17 protein-coding genes are annotated in these 17,420 nt (G+C 67.4%); 9 read left to right on the top strand and 8 right to left on the bottom strand.

Annotated features, from left to right (window positions below; all coding sequences use genetic code 11):
* Position 1 precedes the first annotated feature (1 nt).
* Genes mhpA through BR47_RS0101605 form a run of 5 tightly spaced genes read right to left on the bottom strand, consistent with a single transcriptional unit; the run spans position 2 to position 6,301 of the window.
* On the bottom strand, positions 2-1,564 hold the full coding sequence (gene mhpA / locus BR47_RS0101625; RefSeq protein ID WP_029105362.1) for a bifunctional 3-(3-hydroxy-phenyl)propionate/3-hydroxycinnamic acid hydroxylase MhpA: 1,563 nt from the start codon (positions 1,562-1,564) through the stop codon (positions 2-4).
* An 18-nt stretch (positions 1,565-1,582) separates the two neighbouring features.
* Positions 1,583-2,359 (bottom strand): 1-acyl-sn-glycerol-3-phosphate acyltransferase, encoded by a 777-nt coding sequence (locus tag BR47_RS0101620; RefSeq protein ID WP_029118384.1) that lies wholly within the window; start codon positions 2,357-2,359, stop codon positions 1,583-1,585.
* Positions 2,356-4,239, bottom strand: a complete 1,884-nt coding sequence (locus BR47_RS0101615) for an acyl-CoA synthetase (protein ID WP_029118383.1) — start codon at positions 4,237-4,239, stop codon at positions 2,356-2,358. Before BR47_RS0101615 ends, BR47_RS0101620 begins: the two co-directional genes overlap by 4 nt.
* Entirely contained in the window at positions 4,236-5,174 is a 939-nt protein-coding gene (locus BR47_RS0101610) for a fumarylacetoacetate hydrolase family protein (RefSeq protein ID WP_020102039.1), read from the bottom strand. The genes BR47_RS0101615 and BR47_RS0101610 overlap by 4 nt, the downstream gene beginning before the upstream one ends.
* Positions 5,171-6,301, bottom strand: a complete 1,131-nt coding sequence (locus BR47_RS0101605) for a VOC family protein (RefSeq protein ID WP_029118382.1) — start codon at positions 6,299-6,301, stop codon at positions 5,171-5,173. Before BR47_RS0101605 ends, BR47_RS0101610 begins: the two co-directional genes overlap by 4 nt.
* 106 nt (positions 6,302-6,407) lie before the next feature.
* Between BR47_RS0101605 and BR47_RS0101600 the strand changes: the two genes are divergently transcribed.
* The 5 genes from BR47_RS0101600 (at position 6,408) to BR47_RS0101580 (ending at position 11,281) form a co-directional block, all read left to right on the top strand.
* A complete protein-coding gene (locus tag BR47_RS0101600) occupies positions 6,408-7,064 on the top strand; it encodes a TetR/AcrR family transcriptional regulator (RefSeq protein WP_020102037.1) in 657 nt (218 codons plus the stop codon).
* Between the two features lie 49 nt (positions 7,065-7,113).
* Entirely contained in the window at positions 7,114-8,184 is a 1,071-nt protein-coding gene (locus BR47_RS0101595; RefSeq protein WP_029118381.1) for a glycoside hydrolase 5 family protein, read from the top strand.
* A 37-nt stretch (positions 8,185-8,221) separates the two neighbouring features.
* Positions 8,222-9,067 (top strand): siderophore-interacting protein, encoded by an 846-nt coding sequence (locus tag BR47_RS0101590; protein WP_029118380.1) that lies wholly within the window; start codon positions 8,222-8,224, stop codon positions 9,065-9,067.
* A gap of 85 nt (positions 9,068-9,152) precedes the next feature.
* Complete coding sequence (locus tag BR47_RS0101585; RefSeq protein WP_029118379.1) at positions 9,153-10,316, top strand: lactate 2-monooxygenase; 1,164 nt, start codon at positions 9,153-9,155, stop codon at positions 10,314-10,316.
* A 68-nt stretch (positions 10,317-10,384) separates the two neighbouring features.
* Positions 10,385-11,281, top strand: a complete 897-nt coding sequence (locus BR47_RS0101580; protein ID WP_020102033.1) for a tyrosine recombinase XerC — start codon at positions 10,385-10,387, stop codon at positions 11,279-11,281.
* 159 nt (positions 11,282-11,440) lie between these two features.
* Here BR47_RS0101580 and BR47_RS0101575 read toward each other — a convergent pair whose 3' ends face one another.
* Positions 11,441-11,926: a M23 family metallopeptidase gene (locus BR47_RS0101575; RefSeq protein WP_029118378.1), complete on the bottom strand. Its 486-nt coding sequence runs from the start codon at positions 11,924-11,926 to the stop codon at positions 11,441-11,443.
* Positions 11,927-12,215: 289 nt separating this feature from the next.
* Here BR47_RS0101575 and rpsB point away from each other — a divergent pair, with 289 nt between their 5' ends.
* Both rpsB and tsf read left to right on the top strand, forming a co-directional pair.
* The gene (gene rpsB, locus BR47_RS0101570) at positions 12,216-13,037 is read left to right on the top strand and encodes a 30S ribosomal protein S2 (protein ID WP_020102031.1); all 822 of its coding nucleotides are present in this window, start codon (positions 12,216-12,218) and stop codon (positions 13,035-13,037) included.
* A 1-nt stretch (position 13,038) separates the two neighbouring features.
* A complete protein-coding gene (tsf, locus tag BR47_RS0101565; protein ID WP_020102030.1) occupies positions 13,039-13,854 on the top strand; it encodes a translation elongation factor Ts in 816 nt (271 codons plus the stop codon).
* 116 nt (positions 13,855-13,970) lie between these two features.
* Here the strand turns inward: tsf and BR47_RS0101560 are convergent, their stop codons facing one another.
* Positions 13,971-14,255, bottom strand: a complete 285-nt coding sequence (locus tag BR47_RS0101560; protein WP_029105360.1) for an FmdB family zinc ribbon protein — start codon at positions 14,253-14,255, stop codon at positions 13,971-13,973.
* Between the two features lie 127 nt (positions 14,256-14,382).
* Here BR47_RS0101560 and fmdA point away from each other — a divergent pair, with 127 nt between their 5' ends.
* Complete coding sequence (gene fmdA / locus BR47_RS0101555; protein ID WP_029118377.1) at positions 14,383-15,636, top strand: formamidase; 1,254 nt, start codon at positions 14,383-14,385, stop codon at positions 15,634-15,636.
* Positions 15,637-15,700: 64 nt separating this feature from the next.
* Here fmdA and BR47_RS29425 read toward each other — a convergent pair whose 3' ends face one another.
* Positions 15,701-16,159: a MarR family winged helix-turn-helix transcriptional regulator gene (locus tag BR47_RS29425; protein WP_231506631.1), complete on the bottom strand. Its 459-nt coding sequence runs from the start codon at positions 16,157-16,159 to the stop codon at positions 15,701-15,703.
* Positions 16,160-16,317: 158 nt separating this feature from the next.
* Between BR47_RS29425 and BR47_RS0101545 the strand changes: the two genes are divergently transcribed.
* On the top strand, positions 16,318-17,412 hold the full coding sequence (locus tag BR47_RS0101545; RefSeq protein ID WP_036420757.1) for a substrate-binding domain-containing protein: 1,095 nt from the start codon (positions 16,318-16,320) through the stop codon (positions 17,410-17,412).
* Positions 17,413-17,420 lie beyond the last annotated feature (8 nt).

Genomic DNA, 17,420 nt, shown 5'->3' with positions numbered 1-17,420 from the left:
TCTAGGTGGATGCGGTGGCGTGTGAACTACTGCGCTGAACGATCGTCGCAAATCCCGGTATGGCCGCGCAGAGTTTCCACACGTCGCGGCCCGCGCACATGACCGTGCGATCAGGCCGGATGACAGCGGCGGTGGCGTGGCCACGGCGGAGCCACCGTTCCAATTCACCGCCGGGTTCGGCGACATGGACCACAATGCCTTGCTCAGCGAGCGCGGCGCAGTGGAACGCGAGTGGACGGGTCGTGGTGACGAGCGCGAAGCCATTGCCCAGCAACGTGTCCAGGCGCTGTCCATCGGCCAGTACCGGGTTGGGGCACAACGATCCGGCAAGGCGACGGGGTCTACGGCTTTTGATGACCAGCGCCGACTCATGCAGCCGCGGGGTGGTGCCGTCGGTGAGCTTGTCGCGCAGGCCGGGTATCAACCCCAGCCTGGGGGCGACGGTGCGTCGCACGATGTTTCCGGCATGTCCACCGGCTGTCATCGCCCATCCCATGCCCAGTGCCAGGCCGATCATGCTGCGCGCGTGGGGCTTCCGTTCTTGTTCGTAAGTTGCCAGCAGGGCCTCGGGTAGCTCTCCGTTGATCACGCCGGCGAGTTTCCACGCCAGGTTCATCGCGTCGCGCAGGCCCGCGCCCATGCCTTGCCCGATGAATGGCGGAGTGAGGTGGGCGGCGTCGCCGAGGAGGAACACGTTGCGTTCGCGCCAGCTGTCGGCAATCTGTGCGCGAAAGGTGTACTCAGTGACGCGCACGAGGTCGAGCTCAGCGTCGGCGACATCGCCGATCCAGGGGGCCACCAGGGGCCGTAGGGTCGCCATGGTGCTGAAGTCGGCCGTGGTTTCCGAAGGCAGCAGCCGAAATTCCCAGCGGTAGCGGTCGGGACCGATCCGCATGTACGTCGCAGCCCGAACGGGATCGCACACCTGATGCACACCATCCCACTGATCGAGCTCGGCCTCGGTGACAACGTCTGCGACCAGCCAGCGCTGCTCGAAACGCAGGTCTTCCATGGCGGCACCGATGGCAGCTCGCACGATGCTGTTGGCGCCATCGCAGCCCAGCACGTAGCCGGTTTCGACGACGTGCTCTGTTCCGGTGGCACGGTCGGCGTAGGTCACCCGCACGCGGCCAGGTTCGTGCTGGGTGATGCCGGTGACCTCGGAATTGCCGCGCAGCTCAACATTTGGGCGCTTGGCCAGGTTGGCGCGCAACAGCTCTTCCAGTACCGGCTGGTCGAACATGTTGGCCTGCGGGAAGCCGTGCTTGCTGCGGGCGGGGTCGCGGTCGAACTGGGCCAGCGTGTGGTGGTTCTGGTCGAGCAGCCGCAAGCCGAGCGCCGGCCGCGAAATCGCGGCGAATTCTTCGGCGACACCGAGCCGGGCGAGGATGCGATGAATCTCGTCATCGAGGTGCACCGCGCGTGGCTGGGGATAGACCGATTCCCAGCGGTCGAGAACCAGCGTGGGCACACCGTGGTCGGCGAGCAACGTCGCCGCGGTGACACCGGTCGGTCCCGCGCCGACGACGACAACGGGCACGGATTGCGTTACAGGGTCAGGCATTTCGGTCCTCGACTCGGATCAGCCGATGATCGGCTTGCGGTTGGCGACGAGAGTGTCGAGGCGGGCCTGCATGGCGGCCTCGATTCTGGCTGCGAAGTCCTCGGCGGTTTCCCCGGCATGTGGCGTCATCGGGGGCAGGACGGCGGTCACCAGCTTGGTCGGCAATGCGACGTAGGGGAGCATGCCGGCGACGCCGATGTTGAGTCCCCACGGGATGGTGACGCTGATCGGCAGTGCCTTCATGCGCAGGCGCCGCGGCAGGCCCAGCTGTTGTGCGAGCCGTCGACCGTCGGACACGACGAACAACGAATCACCGGCGCCTGCCGTCACGACGGGGACCACCGGTACGCCGTGGCTCATGGCCAGCCGGGCGAACCCGCAGCGCGCGTCGAAATGCACCTGATTGCGATCCCACCAAGACTTCCCGGCGTCGACGTCACCACCGGGAAACACGAGCACGTTGTGCCCGGCGGCGAAGGTGGCGTCTGCCGATTCCTGGCTTGCGGGCCGGCCGTCGAGAAACTCGGCGATGCGGCCGGCGCCGACCGTCCACGCCACCTGGTGAACGAGCGCGGTGGTCGGCCGCCTCAGCGCCGCTTTTTCGCGCACGGCGATCATGGCGAGGACGTTCAGGTCCACGAGGCCGCCGAAGCCGTGATTGGCGACAAGCAATGCAGGCTCGGGAATCTCGGCGTCGATGTGGATTTCGTGGCGGTGGTACCACCGCAGATAGTTCGGCACCGCCACGCGCATGACGGACTTGAGCGCCGATGCTGTCGAGGAGGGGTCGGTCATGGTCGTTCCTTGATGTCCCATGCGAGCGCGTAGCGACCCAGGGTCGCGGCAATGGCGTCGGTGTCGGCATCGGCGCCGACCACAACCGTCACGGCGATGGCACCGTCGTCGACGGCTGCTTCGACGTCGGCGACGCCGGGTACAGCGGCCAGTGCGTCACGGACCGCGTTGCGGGTGGCGTCGGCCCGCAGCGGCAGTTTGTACGGTTTACCGACGGCGGTGACCGGGATGGCGTCGATCGCGATCACCGATCTCGGAGCAGCCGCGCTCTCGGCGACGTGCTCAACGGCCCACTGCCGCAACAAATCCGGAGTCGTGGCAGCGTCGGGCCGCAATGTGACATACGCGACCGGTACCTCACCGGCGTGCACGTCGGGACGGCCGACCGCGGCGACACCGGTGACGTCGGGATGGGCCAGCAGCGCATCTTCGATCATCGCCGGGTCGATGTTGTGCCCGCCGCGGATGATCAGGTCCTTCGCGCGCCCGCACAAATGCACGAAGCCGTCGTCGTCGACCCATGCGAGGTCGCCGGTGTCGAGCCAGCCGTCGACCAGTTTGCCGTTGCCGTCGAGTACGAAACCGTCGGTGTTGCGGCCGGTGACATAGCCCGCGAACACGGTGGGGCCACCGATCGCGAGGGTGCCGATCTGGCCGGACGGCAGTTCGTGCCAGACGCCATGGTCGTCGATGTCGACCGTCTTGACCTGCTGGTAGGGCAGTCGCTGGCCTACCGAACCGGGCCGGGGATGGCCGGGGAAGCTGCGCGCGCTGGCGCAGGTTGCCTCCGTCAATCCGTAGCCTTCCAGCAGCGGGACGCCGGTGTGCGACTGGAAGTCGTGGCGCACCGCATCTGGCAGTGCGGAGGCGCCGACAATGGCCATTTCCATGCTGGAGATGTCGGCGTCGACTGGGATCTGGCTGAGCACCGAGTACACCGTGGGTACCGCGCTCATAGTCGAGATTCGGTAGCGCTCAACGATTTTCCAGAAGTTGCCGTACAGCCCCATGTCCCGGTAGCCGAGCGGGCCGGCCCACAGCACCTGCTGTCCGCGCAGCAGCGGCGCCAGTAGCGTCACCACGAGTGCGTTGACGTGGAACAGTGGCAACGCGGCGAACAACACCGAGGTTTCATCGAGCAAGGTGTTGGCGGCGATCATCCATGCATCGGCCACCTCGTTGGCGTGCGTGTGTGCGGCCAGTTTCGGCGCGCCGGTGGTTCCGCCGGTGTGGAACAACGCGGCCAGATCGGTGGATTCCATTGCGGCCCCGTGGAATCGGGTGCCGTCGTGTGCCGCGGACAGTCGGGTCAGGTAGTCGACGTTCGCCCCGGCTACGGTAGGGACGTCGATCGGCGTGGCGCCGGTCGGTCCGATCAGCAGGATGGTGTCGATCAAGCCGGCACCGACGAGGCGGTCTGCCACCGCCGATGCCGAGGCGTCGAGCTGAGCGTCCGCCGTGATGAGGACCCGGGCGCCGGATCGCCGCACCAGTTCACTGACGTGCTCCGGGGAGAGTGCGCCGTTGATGGGCGCGGCGATGCCGGTCAGTTGGGCCGCCAGGGTCGCGGTGATCAGGTCATCGCAGTTCGGGGCGATGAGCGCAACCGCATCATGGCGCTGAACACCCAAGTCGCGCAGTAGGTTTGCGCTCTGGTGCACGTCGTGCAGCAGTTGGCCGAAGGTGCGCTCGACGGGCTTCTCCCAACGTTCGCCGTCGGGCAGGACACTGATGGCGATCCGGTCCGGCCACATCTGCGCGGCGCGTGCCAGCAGCGCGTAGGTGGAGGCCGGCAATCCCCGCTCGGACAGCGGGACGGCTTCGATGTCGGCCAGGTCGGTCGGGCTGGAGTACCTGGGCCACAACAGGTTCGCGCTCATGCGTACTTCACGATGTTGCGCTGGGCGCCAAGGTCGATGGCGCCGTCATCGGTGGCGATGGTCGTCTCGACGATGTCACCGTCGTGCAGGTATTTCGGGTTGCGTGCCTGGCTCTTGAAGAAGGCCTTCCATTTCACGGCGGGCGGCAGCAGCGACCCGATGAAGGCGACGGCCTTGGGCGGCGCACTCAGCGCGGTGCCGAGGGGCGTGCCGGTCAGGATCAGGTCGCCGGCACTGAGGTCCTGAAAGCGGGTCAGCGATTGCAGGGCCTGCAGCGGCGGGTAGATCATGTCGCCGGCAACGCGCATGTCTTGCCGCAGTTCGCCGTTCACGCGCAGCTGCAGTCGCAGCTCGCCGAAGCGCTTGAGCTCGGCCGCGGTCAACAGCACCAGGGCCGGGCCGACGGGCGTGAAGGTGGGGTAGGACTTGGCCTCGTAGAACTGTGTCTGGGGCAGCTGGATGTCGCGGGCGGAGACGTCGTTGGTGACCACCAGTCCGGCCACGTAGTCGGCGAGGTTGGACTCGGTGATGGTGCTGCCCACCGGGATGTCGGTACCGATGACCAGACCGATCTCCACTTCATAGTCCAGGAACCGCACGTGGCTGGGTTTGACGATCGCGTCCGATGGGCCGGTGATCGACGCCGACGATTTACGGAAGAAGGTCAACGGGATCGAGGCCGGCTCCATCCCCGCGTCTTTGACATGCGAGGCGAAGTTCGTCATCTGGGCGACCACCCGGCAGGGTGCGGTCACGGGTGACACGAGTTCGAGGCTGTCGACCGGCACCGTGGCGGTGTCGGCGGCAGCGGCTTCGATGGCGGCGCGGTCGCCGAGCAGGGCGCCCGTGGTGGTCGCGTCGGTGGCGATCTTGGCCGCTCCGGTGGCGGTGTACACCCACCAAGCGTCGGCGGTGCGCAGAACGGAGATGGTCATGATTTGGCTGCTTTCAGTAGGCCGATGAGGCGGTTGACGTCGAATTCGTTGTGGCTGCGCAGTGCGGTGAGCAGTTCTCGCACCTCGCCGCGCGCGTGCCGGGGACTGGTGCCCAGGAAGTCTGAGGTGGCCGGCGGTCCCCATTGCGCGAGGCCGGAGGCGGTGAACTCCGCCCATCCGGGTTCGAGTGTGTTGTCGAACATGTCGCCGTCGGTGAAATGCTCGACCATGAATCCGTCGGGGTCGCGCCAGTAGTCGAAGATCTGGCTGCCCTGGATGTGCCGACCGATACCCCAGGAACGTTGGTAGCCATGGTCTTTGAGGTATTCGCCGCCGGCGGCGAGAGCGTCGAGGTCACTGACTTGATAGGCCGAGTGGACGTAGCGGTTCGCCGGTCCCAGCGCCAGCGCCAGCGTGTGATGGTCGGTTGGGATCGAGCCGCGGTCGCATCGGATGAAGCTCATCGTCGGGCCGCGTTGGCGTTGCCCCGGGAAATACAGGAAGTCGCTGACGATCAAGCCGAGCGTATCGAGGTACCAGTCCAGTGCCGCATGGTATTTGGTGGACTGGACGACGACGTGGCCGAGGCGTTGCACCGTCGTCGGCACCCGGGGCGGCCGCTGGGTCGCGTTGATCCGTTCGACGTCGTGGCCGACGTTGAAGGTGTGCGGGGCCTGGGCCGGCAGCGGGGTCAGCGGATGGGTGCCGGACACCACACGTACCGGGATGCCGCTGGGGTCGGTCAATTGCACACCCGAGCCGCCGATCGATTCGGGTAGCGCAGCGACCGGCGCGCCGGTCTTGTCGGCCAGTCGCACCAGGTCTGCGTCGTCGCCGGCGGCGAACGCCATGCCGCGGAAACGCGTCTGCGGGCCACGCCGGATGAGGACGCACGGGGCGTCGGGATCGCTGCCGCGCAAATGCAATTCGGTATCGGTGCGCAGCGCTGTGCCGAAGCCGAACGCATGGGCAAAGGCCTCGGCGCGCGCCAGGTCGGGTTTGTCGAATTCCAGCCAGGCGACGTCCGTCACCTTGATCAAGGGGTTGCGGGAGCGCCCGCAATGCTCGCCTTCCAAGGCACCCTGCTCGCTGTGGAGATCGTTGTGTGCGCCGACCAGGTCGTTCATCGCCTGACCCCTTTCATTCTGACGAAATCGTCACATACGACGTGACGCTCAGTCAAGTGTTTCTGACGAAATCATCAAAACTGATAAGCGCTGCTATTCTGAGTCGGTGAGCGCATTGCAGGACGAGCCGGTCAACCGCCTCGAACGCCGGAAACAGCGCACCCGCGCGGCGCTGATCCAGGCCGCGCAGGCGCTGATCGCAGAAGGAAAACTGAACGTCCCGGTCCTGGAGATCACCCAAGCGGCAGACGTCGGAATGGGCTCGTTCTACAACCACTTCGACAGCAAGGAGGAGTTGTTCGAGGCGGCGGTGGCCGATGTGCTCGATAACTATGGCGCGCTGCTTGACCAGCTCACCGCTTCGTCGATCGACGACCCGGCCGAAACATTTGCCTGCAGCTACCGGCTGACCGGTCGCCTGTTCCGGCGCCGCCCGCAGGAGAGTCGGATCCTGCTCGCCAACGGCCTCAATCTCATGACGTCGGATCGTGGCCTGGGGCCGCGCGCATTACGGGACATCACGGCCGCCGCCACCGCTGGCCGGTTCACCGTCGACGACCCCAAACTGGCCATGGCCCTTGCCGCCGGGGCACTCCTCGGGCTCGGCAAGCTCCTGCAACAAGAGCCTGAACGCGACGACGCGGGAGCGACCGATCGGGTGACCGAAGACCTGCTACGACTGTTCGGTCTGCCCGCCGACGAAGCGCATCAAATCTGTCAGCGGCCACTTCCCGATCTCGATGGCGTGGCGCCGTTTGCATGAGCCGGCCAGATCGCCGGCACAGCATGAGTTTCGATCTCGGCCGGAGCACGTGACCCCCGCGGTGACCCACCATGTCAGCAGCTTGTTCCGTCGACTCGCCGTGGTCGTCGGGCTGGTCGGCGTGCTGACGGTAGGTACTTGTCTCTGGGTGCGTCCCTCGCTCGTCGCGATGCCTGTGGTGCCCGACGCCGGTTACGGATTCAGCGTCGGCGCGCCCCAGTCCTGGATGAGCGACGCCGACGCCGACCGTGAACTCGATGCCGTCGCCAGAACCCGGGCCGAGTGGATGCGGGTGCTGATCGACTGGCACATCGTGGAACCCGTTAAGGGGCAATACAATTGGCACTACGTCGACCACTGGGTGAACGGCTCCAAGAAGCGGGGTCTGAAGGTGCTCGGCCTGATCGCGTACAGCCCCACGTGGGCTCGGGCACCGGGCTCGTATTTCAGTGCGCCACCGGTGAATCCGGCCGACTACGCCGCGTTCGTCATGGCCGTCGTGCAACGCTACGGCGACCGGGTCGCCCATTGGGAGATCTGGAACGAGCCGAACCTGCCGCTGTTCTTCGGATTCACCGACAACCGCGCCGCGGTCTACACCGAACTGCTCAAGGCGGCGTATCCGGCGATCAAGGCCATTCAGCCCGACGCCACGGTCATCGCCGCCGGGCTGAGCCGCGCCACCGGCTCGGACGCGCCGACGAAATTCCTCGCCGACATGTATGCCAATGGTGCGCGGAAGTTCTTCGATGCCACCGCGATGCACCCGTATGTGTTCCCGGGCGGCATCGCCGAAGACGGTGACAACGGGTGGTCGGATCTGGTGCGCGTGCACGATCTGATGACCGTCAACGGTGACGGTGACAAGAAGGTCTGGATGACGGAACTGGGCGCCTCGACCTGCGCTCCGCAGGCCCGCGGTGTCAGCCAGGACGAGCAGGCGCGTCAGATCCTGCAGGTGCTGTCGGGTGTGGCAGGGGCCGGTTGGAGCGGCCCGGCATTCATTTTTGCGGTGCGCGACACCGACACCGCCAAACGTGACGATCTCGAATCCAACTTCGGCGCGTTGCTGACGTCGGACTGGAAGCCCAAGTACACGGCGGCGGTGCTGGCTCGGTAGCCCACCACGGTGGCCGCGCCGCTCGTATAGTCGAGGCGTGGCAGGCCGTCCGATTCATACGTTCGAAGTACTCCGCACCCAGCGCCTGACCCCGCACATGATTCGTGTTGTGTTCGGCGGCAACGGGTTCGACACCTTCAGTCCCAAGGAATTCACCGATTCCTACGTCAAGTTCGTCATCGTGCCCGCGGGTATCGAGGTCGCCGGCCTGGCGCAGCCTTTGACGCTCGACAGCTTCGAGGAGCTGCCGGCCGACCAGCGCCCGACGGTGCGGACCTACACCGTGCGCAACGTCGATGTCGAGCAGCGCGAACTCACCGTCGACTTCGTCGTGCACGGCGACACCGGCGTGGCCGGGCCGTGGGCGGCGTCGTTGGCGCCCGGCGATCCGGCGTATCTCATGGGACCCAATGGGGCATACGCGCCCAACCCAGCCGCCGACTGGCACCTGCTGGCCGGCGACGAAGCCGGGCTGCCCGCGCTGAGCACCGCGCTGGAGGCATTGCCGCCCAACGCGATCGGCCAGGCCTTCATCGAGGTCGACGGACCTGACGACGAGCTCGACCTGACCGCGCCCGCAGGCGTGACGATCCACTGGATCCACCGCGGCGGCCGCGCCGACCTGGTGCCCGACGACCGGGCCGGCGACAACGCGCCGCTCGTCGCGGCGGTCCGGGCGGCCGACTGGCTGCCCGGCCAGGTCCAGGTGTTCGTGCACGGCGAGGCCCAGACCGTCATGCACAACCTGCGGCCGTACCTGCGCAAGGAGCGCGGCGTCGGCGCCGAATGGGCGTCCATCTCCGGCTACTGGCGCCGCGGCCGCACCGAGGAGACCTTCCGGCAGTGGAAGGCGGAGCTGGCCAAGGCCGAAGCCGAGGCATAGGCCGACGCGCAGAGCCCGAAGCCACGGCGCGGGCCGACGCTAGTGTGCGATCCTCAGCCGAAGTGGCAACGGAAAGGCGGGCCTGATGGCGTTCGGTGACTACCAACTCGAGATCTATCTGCAGGGGTTGGGCGGTGTCGTGCCGACGCTGCCGATCTCGTTCGCGGAGCTCGAGGCGCGCGCCGAGGCCGCGATGCCGCCGTCGATCTGGTCGTACGTCGCCGGCGGCGCCGGTGACGAGCGGACGCAGCGCGTCAACGTCAGCGCCTTCGAGCGCTGGGGCCTGATGCCGCGGATGCTGGTCGGGGCCACCGAGCGGGACCTGACCATCGACCTGTTCGGCCTGAAGCTGCCGTCGCCGCTGTTCCTGGCGCCCATCGGCGTCATGGGCATCTGCGCCCGCGACGGCCACGGCGACCTGCACGCCGCACGCGCGGCGGCCCAGACCGGGGTGCCGATGATGGTCTCGACGCTCACCAGTGATCCGCTGGAGGACGTCGCCGCCGAATTCGGTGACACCCCAGGCTTTTTCCAGCTGTACACCCCGAAAGACCGCGACTTGGCGGCCAGCCTGGTCAGCCGCGCCGAAGCCGCCGGTTACCAGGGCATCGTCGTCACCCTCGACACGTGGGTGCCCGGCTGGCGTCCCCGCGACCTATCGACGGCCAATTTCCCGCAGTTGCGTGGCCACTGCCTGTCCAACTACACCAGCGACCCGGTGTTCCGGGCCAAGCTGGCGGCGCCGCCGGAGCAGAACCCGCAGGGCGTGGTGATGCAGTGGGTGCAGGACTTCGGGAACTCGCTGACCTGGGACGACCTGGCCTGGCTGCGCTCGCTGACGAAGCTGCCACTGCTGGTCAAAGGCATCTGTCATCCCGACGACGCCCGTCGTGTGCGTGACGCCGGGGTCGACGGCATCTACTGCTCCAACCATGGCGGCCGACAGGCCAACGGCGGAATCCCGGCCATCGACTGTCTGCCCGGCGTCGTCGCGGCGGCCGACGGCATGCCGGTGCTGTTCGACTCCGGCGTCCGCAGCGGCGCCGACGTCGTCAAGGCACTGGCGCTGGGGGCGACCGCGGTCGGCATCGGCCGGCCGTACGCGTACGGCATGGCACTGGCCGGCACCGCCGGCGTCGTTCACGTGGTGCGGTCGCTGCTGGCGGAGACCGACCTGACCATGGCCATCGACGGCTACCGCTCGCTGGCCGACCTGACGCCGGATGCCTTGCGCCGCGTCGACGTCTGAGGTCACAGCTCGGCCACCGACGGGTGGCGTGACGGGCGATCGGCCGAGCGTTCTGCGAACGTAGGGGAGTGCACCAGGCAGTTCTCGATGAGTTCGATCAGTACCTCGAACTCGAATGCGGCCGTTCCGAGCACACCCGGCGTGCCTATCTCGGTGATCTGCGGTCGTTGGGGGAATTCCTCGGCGACGACGCAACCATCGCCGACCTGGACCTCATGACGCTGCGGTCGTGGCTCGCCGAGCAGGCCGGCAGGGGCGCCGCCCGGACGACGCTGTCCCGCCGGACGTCGGCGGTCAAGACCTTCACTGCCTGGGCCGTGCGGCGGGGCCTGCTCGAGACCGACCCCGCCGTGCGGCTGCAGACCCCCAAGGCGCATCGCTCACTGCCTGCCGTGCTGCGTCAGGACCAGGCCGTCGATGCCATGTCGGCGGCGAATTCCGGTGCGGAACAAGGCGATCCGATGGCACTGCGCGACCGGCTGATCGTCGAGATGCTGTACGCCACCGGCATCCGCGTCAGTGAGCTGTGTGGCCTCGACATCGACGACGTCGACCAGAGCCGCCGGTTGCTGCGCGTGCTCGGTAAAGGCGACAAGGAGCGCACCGTGCCCTTCGGTGAGCCGGCATCCAAAGCGCTTCGGGCCTGGCTGTCCGATGGCCGCCCGGCACTGGCAGTCGCGACGTCGGGCCCGGCACTGCTGCTCGGGGCGCGAGGGCGACGGCTCGACCCCCGCCAGGCGAGGACCGTCGTGCACCAGACGATCTCGGCCGTGGACGGTGCCCCCGACATCGGGCCGCACGGGCTGCGCCACAGCGCGGCCACCCACCTGCTGGAAGGCGGCGCCGACCTGCGGGTGGTGCAGGAGCTGCTGGGCCATTCGTCGCTCGCGACCACCCAGCTCTACACGCACGTGACCGTCGCCCGCCTGCGCGCCGTCCACGACCAGGCCCACCCTCGCGCCTGATTCGCCCGGTCCACTTCACTCAATCTCCGCGCGAGCGGCCGTGTCTGCACAGCGACACGCGGGGCCAGGTGTGTAGTTTGGGGCCGCTCGCGGCCGGCGAGGGTGCACATTGTGCACGCGAATAGCGGCGTGTCGCCGTACAAACACGGCCGCTCGCGGTTAGGGGGAGTCGGGTTTCAGGCGGATCGGGGTCTCGGCGAGCAGACCGAGGGGATCGACGTAGTCGGCATCGGACGACGCACCCCACATCGCGCCCCAGTGCAGACAGCTCGCGCACCCGGGGTGCCCCGCCAGCAGCGTGCCCAGCGGCGCACCCGCGGCGACGACGGCGCCGGGCCGGACCGCGGCGCGGACCGGCTCGTAGCTGGTCCGCAGCCCGCCCGGATGGGCGACCGACACCACCGGCCGGCCCGCGAGCTCCCCGGCGAACACCACGGTGCCCGGGGCCGCGGCGTACACCGTCTGGCCGGCGGCGCCGGCGAGGTCGACGCCCCGGTGCCCGCGCTGCCAGTTCGGCCGCGGCGCGTCGAACGTGCGCACGACGGCCGGTCGCGGCCGCAGCGGCCAGTCCAGCCGGCCGTCGGTGGCGTGCGCCACGCCGGTCGAGGAGAGTCCGACGATCAGGAGCACCACCAGGGTCCGCATCAGGCCAGTTCAGCGCTTCGGCGGCGGTTTCGGCACCCCCGGAAACCCGATCTGTGGATAACCGGCGCACTGTGGACAAAAGCACCCCTGGGAAGCGTGTAAACTTCCCGTTGCAATCCGCATTCGTGGGTTGACTTCGCGCGCCTGCACAGCGGCTCGATCTCGGGTCGCCACCGCATGCCGGGCGGTCCCACCTCGGACAACCGAGTTGGGTCCGGCACGCAGCAGACGCCAGGGTCCGGAATCACCCGATACCGGACGACAACCGATAACTAAGTGAGGCACCAACATGGCCGTAGTGACCATGAAGCAGCTGCTTGACAGCGGCGCACACTTCGGGCACCAGACCCGTCGCTGGAACCCCAAGATGAAGCGGTTCATCTTCACCGACCGCAACGGCATCTACATCATCGACTTGCAGCAGACGCTGACCTACATCGACAAGGCGTACGAATTCGTCAAGGAGACCGTTGCCCACGGCGGCACCGTCCTCTTCGTCGGTACCAAGAAGCAGGCGCAGGAGTCCATCGCTGACGAGGCCACCCGCGTCGGCATGCCCTTCGTCAACCAGCGCTGGCTGGGCGGCATGCTCACCAACTTCTCGACCGTTCACAAGCGCCTGCAGCGCCTGAAGGAACTCGAGTCCATGGAGCAGACCGGTGGCTTCGAGGGTCGCACCAAGAAGGAAATCCTCATGCTGACGCGTGAGAAGAACAAGCTCGAGCGCAGCCTCGGCGGTATCCGGGACATGCAGAAGGTTCCGTCGGCCATCTGGGTCGTCGACACCAACAAGGAGCACCTGGCCGTTTCCGAGGCCATCAAGCTCGGCATCCCGGTCATCGCGATCCTGGACACCAACTGCGACCCCGACCAGGTCAACTACCCGATCCCGGGTAACGACGACGCCATCCGCAGCGCCGCGCTGCTGACCAAGGTGATCGCTTCCGCGGTTGCCGAGGGTCTGCAGGCCCGCTCGGGTGCCAAGACCGAGGCCGAAGGCGCCGAGCCGCTCGCCGAGTGGGAGCAGGAACTGCTCGCCGGGGCCACGGCAGGAACCGAGACCGCGTCTTCTCCGGAAGCCGCCACCGAAACCACCACCACAGAAAGCTGAGATGGCTAACTACACCGCTGCTGACGTAAAGCGACTGCGGGAGCTCACCGGCTCCGGCATGCTCGACTGCAAGAACGCACTGGTTGAGACCGAGGGTGACTTCGACAAGGCCGTCGAGGTCCTGCGCATCAAGGGTGCCAAGGACGTCGGCAAGCGCGCTGAGCGCGCCACCGCCGAGGGCCTGGTCGCCGCCAAGGACGGCGCCCTCATCGAGCTGAACTCCGAGACCGACTTCGTCGCCAAGAACGCCGAATTCCAGGCTCTCGCGGACCAGATCCTCACCGCTGCTGTCGCGGCCAAGGCCAACGACGTGGAGACCCTCAAGGCCGCCACCGTCGACGGCACCACCGTCGAGCAGCTGGTCGCGGACCTGTCCGCGAAGATCGGCGAGAAGCTCGAACTGCGCCGGGTCGCCTACTTCGACGGCACCGTCGAGACCTACCTGCACAAGCGTGCCGCGGACCTGCCGCCGGCCGTGGGTGTGCTGGTCGAGTACAACGGTGCTTCGGAAGAGGCCGCTCACGCGGTCGCGCTGCAGATCGCCGCGCTGAAGGCCAAGTACCTCACCCGTGAGGACGTGCCCGCCGACCTGGTCGCCAACGAGCGTCGCATCGCCGAGGAGACCGCCAAGGAAGAGGGCAAGCCCGAGGCCGCACTGCCGAAGATCGTCGAAGGCCGCGTCACCGGCTTCTACAAGGACGTCGTGCTGCTCGACCAGCCGTCGGTGTCCGACAACAAGAAGACCGTGAAGGCCCTGCTGGACGAGGCCGGCGTCACCGTGACCCGCTTCGTGCGGTTCGAGGTCGGCCAGCAGTAACAGAGTTTGGGCGGCACACCACACCCAGGATTGACGGCTCGCCGTCGCCGCTCACTGACAAAACCCCGCGCACAAACCCGGCGATCCCGGAGTGCGCGGGGTTTTGCTTTGTCCGGCTAGGGCCGGGGGAGCTTGCGGTGCAACGGATTCGTGGTCACCGGCGCGCGGCGGCGACTCGTGGGCAGGCTCTGGACGACATCGGGGCGATCCGCCGTGGCGCGGGTGGCGTCCTGCGCCCGCATGCCCGGCGAGCTGCCGGCACCCAGCGCAGGCGCGCCGATGCGGCGCTTGGCCGCGCCGCTGCAGCTCGGACACGGGGTATCGGCGGGCGCGGACGCCATCGAATGCTGTTCGGTGAAGTCCGGGCAACCCTGTCCACACCGGAATACGTAGGTAGGCACAACGACACCATAAGCCCTCTGCGTCAACGTCATCCGGATGTAACTTGCCCGAACCGCAGACGAGACACCTTCACTATTGAATACTTCCATTCGGAAGCAAGTGTTTTTGTGTCGCTAGGAGGTCAACGTGCCGGAATTGCTGTTCCCCTTGGATTCGGCGAAGAAGTTCACCGACCAACAGTTGGTCGGTCACAACCGATGGCACCCGGACATCCCGCCGGCCGTCACCGTCAAGCCGGGGGACAGCTTCCGGGCGCACTGCCGCGAGTGGTTCGACGGCGCCATCCACAACGACGACTCGGCCGAGGACATCCTCAACGCGCCGCTCAAGGGCGTGCACTGCCTGTCCGGGCCGTTCGCGATCGAGGGCGCCGAGCCGGGTGATCTGCTGATCGTCGACATCCTCGACGTCGGGCCCATTCCGCAGGAAGACTCGGGGCCGCTGGCAGGGCAGGGCTGGGGATACACCGGCATCTTCGCCAAGCAGAACGGCGGCGGGTTCCTCACCGACCAGTTCCCCGACGCCTACAAGGCGATCTGGGATTTCTCCGGCCAGAAGGCCACCTCACGCCACGTGCCCCATGTGAAGTACACCGGCATCGTGCATCCCGGCCTCATGGGCACCGCGCCGTCGGCGGCCCTGCTGGCCAAATGGAACGCCCGCGAAGGCGCGTTGATCGCCACCGATCCCGACCGCGTGCCGCCGCTGGCATTGCCGCCCGAACCGCAGGACGCGATCCTGGGCTCGTTGCGCGGCGACGCCTTCACCAAGGCTGCCGCCGAGGCCGCCCGCACCGCGCCGCCCCGCGAGAACGGCGGAAATCAGGACATCAAGAACCTCACCAAGGGCAGCCGGGTGTTCTATCCGGTGTTCGTCCCCGGCGCGAACCTGTCGTTCGGCGACCTGCACTTCTCGCAGGGCGATGGCGAGATCACGTTCTGCGGCGCGATCGAGATGGGCGGGTTCATGGACCTGCACGTGGATCTGATCAAGGGCGGCATGGAAACCTACGGCGTCCATGAGAACGCGATCTTCATGCCCGGCAACACCGACCCGCAGTACTCGGAATGGCTGGCGTTCTCCGGCACCTCGGTCACTCTCGATGGCGAGCAGAAGTACCTCGACTCGGATCTGGCGTACCAGCGCGCATGTCTGCACGCCATCGACTACCTGACGAAGTTCGGCTACAGCCCGGAGCAGGCCTACCTGCTGCTCGGGTCCGCCCCGATCGAGGGCCGGCTCTCCGGCGTGGTGGACATCCCGAATTCCTGTGCGACGGTGTACATCCCGACGGCGATCTTCGACTTCCCGGTGGCGCCGTCGGCGTCCGGGCCGTACCAGATCGATCCCGGAATGGGCGCGCCACACGCCAGTTTCTGATCCCGCAGCCGGCAGCCAGTTCCCCGATCTCCTTGGGGGACTGGCTGTTTGGCGGGTGTGGTGGTCAGTCGCGCAGATCTGCCGGGGAGGTCGAACCCTGCAGGACGCCCAGGAGTTCGGTCAGTGTTTCGGGCTGCAGCGACGCTGACGTGCACAGCGCGGCCAGCTGTTCGGACTTGTTGAGCCGCTCCCGGATCTGGCGGTACAGCGCGCTGCCCCGCCGGGTCTGGTACACCAACACCCGTCGGCGATCGACCACATCGGCCTTGCGCAACACCAGATTGTCGTCGACCATCCCGTCGACGAGCCTGGTCAGGCTCGGCCCGGGCAGCAGCGTCACCTCGGCCAGTGCCGTCATCGGCTTTCCGGCACCGCCCTCGAGTGCGGCCAGCACGTGCCACTGACGCACCGTCAAACCGCCCAGGTGATCGGTCACGACGCGGTCCAGTTCGAAGGCGACCGACTTCACCAATCGAGCGAGCTCCTCGATGGTGTCTGCACGGGCGCCGGGCTTCATTTCCATGGTGGCGACCAGCCTACCGTGGTCGGACCTTGCATCTCGCCGTGAAACAGCGCTGATCGGCAGGTATCTTCAAATTGAATTCTGGTCACCCGGGCGACGGACGTCGTGGTCGTCGCGATTGGTGTGGCATGGCTGGGCCGGTGTCCCAAGGTGAGGTGATGGTGAATCCGAAACCTGCGACGACTCCCGCGCGCCCCGACCGGGATGTGGTCGACATTGCGCTCGTGGTGCCGTTGAGCGGGCCCGCCGGGATGTTCGGACCGTCGTGCGAGGCGAGCGCTGAACTGGCCGCCGAGGACATCAACGCCGCCGGCGGCATCCTGGACCGGCCCGTCCGGATTCATCCGGTCGACGCCGGAGCACCGTTGAGCGAGCTTGCGGACGAGCTGGGCCGCCTCGTCGCCCAGCAGCAGATCGACGCCGTGGTGGGCTGGCACCTGTCGAATGCCCGGCGGGTCATCACGCCGCAGACGGCCGGGCGGGTGCCCTACGTGTACACCACGTTCTACGAGGGTGGCGAGAGCACCGACGGCGTGTACATGGTGGGGGAAACACCGGAGCAGCAACTGTTTCCGGCGTTGATGTGGTTGCGTGAGCACCTCGGGCTGAAGCGCTGGTGCATCGTCGGCAACGACTACATCTGGCCGCGGCAGACCGCCCGCGTGACCAAGGAGTACATGTGGCGATCGGGCCTCGAATTCGTCGGTGAGGCATTCGTGCCGCTGGGCGGGCGCGATTTCCGGACGATGCTCGACGTCATCGCGAGCTCGGACGCCGACGGGGTGCTCGTGTTGATGGTGGGTGCGGACAACGCGGCGTTCAACCGCGCGTTCGCCCGCGCCGGCCTGGACCAGAGCGTCGTGCGCCTGTCGCTGATGATCGGCGAGGATGTGTTGTGCGCCAGCGGAAGTGGGGCGACGACCGGTCTGTACACCGCGTGCGGCTACTTCGAGAGCCTGCCCACCGAGGTGAACATGGGGTTCGGCTCGCACTATCTGCGGCGGTTCGGCAGTGCGGCCCCGGCGCTCAACAACATCGGTGAATCCTGTTACGAGGGGCTGCTGTTGCTCACGGCGCTCGCACAGACGGCCCGCAGCCTGGAGGTGGCCGCGATCGACCGGGCGCGCGCCAATGTCGCCTACCAGGGTCCGCGCGGCGAGGTCGTCATGCGTGGTGCTCATACTCGTCAACCCGTGTACCTCGCCAGCGCGGACCAACTCGAATTCGATGTGATCGCCGAGCTCACCCCTTGACTGACAGC

This window comes from Mycobacterium sp. UNC410CL29Cvi84, from assembly GCF_000686745.1.
Taxonomy (GTDB): Bacteria; Actinomycetota; Actinomycetes; order Mycobacteriales; family Mycobacteriaceae; genus Mycobacterium; species Mycobacterium mucogenicum_B.
The sequence above is the reverse complement of the archived record's forward strand: the minus strand, read 5'-3'. Positions and strand labels throughout refer to the sequence as shown.

Excerpts from the sequence above, each read along its gene's own strand:
- BR47_RS0101615 (WP_029118383.1), bottom strand. The coding sequence starts at position 4,239 with ATGAGCGCGAACCTGTTGTGGCCCAGGTACTCCAGCCCGACCGACCTG.
- mhpA (WP_029105362.1), bottom strand. The coding sequence starts at position 1,564 with ATGCCTGACCCTGTAACGCAATCCGTGCCCGTTGTCGTCGTCGGCGCG.
- BR47_RS0101585 (WP_029118379.1), top strand. The coding sequence starts at position 9,153 with ATGGCGTTCGGTGACTACCAACTCGAGATCTATCTGCAGGGGTTGGGC.
- BR47_RS29425 (WP_231506631.1), bottom strand. The coding sequence starts at position 16,159 with ATGGAAATGAAGCCCGGCGCCCGTGCAGACACCATCGAGGAGCTCGCT.
- tsf (WP_020102030.1), top strand. The coding sequence starts at position 13,039 with ATGGCTAACTACACCGCTGCTGACGTAAAGCGACTGCGGGAGCTCACC.
- BR47_RS0101575 (WP_029118378.1), bottom strand. The coding sequence starts at position 11,926 with ATGCGGACCCTGGTGGTGCTCCTGATCGTCGGACTCTCCTCGACCGGC.
- BR47_RS0101610 (WP_020102039.1), bottom strand. The coding sequence starts at position 5,174 with ATGACCATCTCCGTTCTGCGCACCGCCGACGCTTGGTGGGTGTACACC.
- BR47_RS0101620 (WP_029118384.1), bottom strand. The coding sequence starts at position 2,359 with ATGACCGACCCCTCCTCGACAGCATCGGCGCTCAAGTCCGTCATGCGC.
- BR47_RS0101605 (WP_029118382.1), bottom strand. The coding sequence starts at position 6,301 with ATGAACGACCTGGTCGGCGCACACAACGATCTCCACAGCGAGCAGGGT.
- rpsB (WP_020102031.1), top strand. The coding sequence starts at position 12,216 with ATGGCCGTAGTGACCATGAAGCAGCTGCTTGACAGCGGCGCACACTTC.
- BR47_RS0101545 (WP_036420757.1), top strand. The coding sequence starts at position 16,318 with ATGGTGAATCCGAAACCTGCGACGACTCCCGCGCGCCCCGACCGGGAT.